Raw genomic sequence first — 1,959 nt, forward strand, 5'->3', positions numbered from 1 at the left:
GCCCCGGGTGCTGGTCGAGGCCTACCGCCGCCCCGCCCCGCCGTACGACGCCGGGCTGGTCGCCGCGGAGGCCGGTGCGACCTCGATGATCGACGTCTCCGACGGCCTGCTCGCGGAGGCCGGCCACCTGGCGGACGCATCGGCGGTCTCGATCGACGTGGCGACGCACACGCTGACGGTCCCCGAGCCGTTCCACGCCGTCGCCGCCGCGCTCAACGCCGACCCCCTGGCGTTCATCCTCACCGGTGGCGACGACCACGCGCTGCTGGCGACCTTCCCGCCCGACGCCGCGCTCCCGGAGGGGTGGGCCGTCATCGGCTCGGTGGGTGAGGGCGCCGGAGTCACGGTCGACGGCGCGGCGTACGACGGACCTCCCGGCTGGACGCACTTCTGAGCGGGCTGGGTGCTGCGCGCCTGTTCAGCAAGGTATGCAGCCGAGCTGGCACTTCCCGTGCGGAACTCCGCGAGGGAAGTGCACATCCGGCTGCATACCTTGCTCAACATGCAGCCCGCAGGGCGGCACTGGTGCCGCGACGGCCAGCCGCGGATCAGCCGGCTCGGCCGAGGAACCGGTTGAGTCGCTCGCGCGTCACCGCCGGGGTGTCGTAGTCGGCCCAGATGAGTCGGATCATGGGCGCGCCGGTGATCTCACGCAGCTCGTCCTCGCGACGCTTCTCCTCGAAGACCGCGTCGCCCGGGTCCTGGCCGGGGCGGAGCAGCCGACCGTACTTCAGCTTGCCGTCGAACTCGCCGAGCTTCGCGGGGCGCGGCCAGTACCAGTCCGTGACGCCCGCGAGAGACCCGTCGGAGCGGCGTACCTCGTGCTGCAGCTCCGGCATCGGGAGCCCCGCGGCGTGGAAGAACCACTTGCCGCGTGACTCGCCCACGGACGCGGACCGACCGTCCGCGAGCGCGAGTGGGATCTCCAGGTGATGGGCGAAGGGCCAGTGGCGCATCAGGTCGAACGAGGCCTGCAGGCGCGTGAGGTCGTAGGCGCCGGCCCGCAGCCCGGCGTCCATCAGGCACAGCGCGACCTCGTTGCGAACGCGGGAGCCGGCCTCCAGCACGCACCGTTCCGGCCGCAGCACCTGCAGCCCGTCCACCACCTCGACGTCATCGTCGACGCAGAAGCCCTCGTGGTGCACGACGTCGCCCTCGACCCGACCGGCTCCGCCGTCGAGGCGCGTCACGTGCACGCGGCGCAGGTCGAGGCCCCAGGAGTCGAGGCGGTGCCGGACCACGCCGGAGGCATGACTGAGCGCGACCGCGTCCCCGAGCGAGTGCATGACGGCGGCCGAGCGGATCAGGTGGCGTTCGACGTCGTCGAGCTGGCGCCAGACGTCCGCGAAGACGTACGCCGCGCGTCGGATGCGCCGCCAGATGCCACGGCGCACCATCCGGGTGATGTCGCGGTCGCCGTACCCGGCTGACTTTGCTTCCTGCCGGGTGAAGAAGCCGACCTCGTCGGCGATGAGTCGAAGCGGGTCCATGTCGGCGAGCATCGGACAGGGCCGGTCTCCGCCGCTCGGTTCGGCGCGCTGTCTGTGGACGAGGTCGCTGCGCCGGCGACCTGTGGACAGCAGGCGGCCAGACCGGTGCTGCATGTCCGTCAAGGTATGCAGGCGAGCTGGCGCTTCCCGTGCGGAACTCCGCGAGGGGAGTGCGCATCCGGCTGCATACCTTGCTGAACATGCCTGCAGGGCGGCACCAATGCCAACGAGCCGCCGCCTGGATCACCGGGCGGCGGCTCGTCGAGAGAGCTCAGCGGGTCAGCGGGTGACCTTGCCGGCCTTCAGGCAGCCGGTGCAGACGTTGAGACGCTTCGGGGTGCCGTTGACGGTGGCCCGGACGCGCTGGATGTTGGGGTCGAAGCGACGCTTCGTGATCTTGCGCGACCACGGCCGGTTGTTGCCGAAGCCGGGCTTCTTGGCGCAGATGTCGCAGACGGCAGCCACCGTG

The 1,959-nt window shown here is 71.5% G+C and carries 3 protein-coding genes; 1 reads left to right on the forward strand and 2 read right to left on the reverse strand.

Annotated features, from left to right (window positions below; all coding sequences use genetic code 11):
* The coding region (locus VGE38_RS14330; protein ID WP_414690962.1) for a thiamine-phosphate kinase at window positions 1-394 on the forward strand (394 nt) is incomplete at its 5' end.
* Window positions 395-548: 154 nt separating this feature from the next.
* On the opposite strand, the gene VGE38_RS14335 is transcribed toward VGE38_RS14330, so the two are convergent.
* Both VGE38_RS14335 and rpmB read right to left on the reverse strand, forming a co-directional pair.
* Entirely contained in the window at window positions 549-1,490 is a 942-nt protein-coding gene (locus VGE38_RS14335; protein WP_331143230.1) for a type IV toxin-antitoxin system AbiEi family antitoxin domain-containing protein, read from the reverse strand.
* Between the two features lie 279 nt (window positions 1,491-1,769).
* Window positions 1,770-1,955: a 50S ribosomal protein L28 gene (gene rpmB, locus VGE38_RS14340; protein ID WP_011756723.1), complete on the reverse strand. Its 186-nt coding sequence runs from the start codon at window positions 1,953-1,955 to the stop codon at window positions 1,770-1,772.
* Window positions 1,956-1,959: the final 4 nt, after the last annotated feature.

Source organism: Nocardioides sp. (assembly GCF_036405735.1).
In the GTDB taxonomy this organism is placed as follows: Bacteria; Actinomycetota; Actinomycetes; order Propionibacteriales; family Nocardioidaceae; genus Nocardioides.

Excerpts from the sequence above, each read along its gene's own strand:
- VGE38_RS14335 (WP_331143230.1), bottom strand. The coding sequence starts at position 1,490 with ATGGACCCGCTTCGACTCATCGCCGACGAGGTCGGCTTCTTCACCCGG.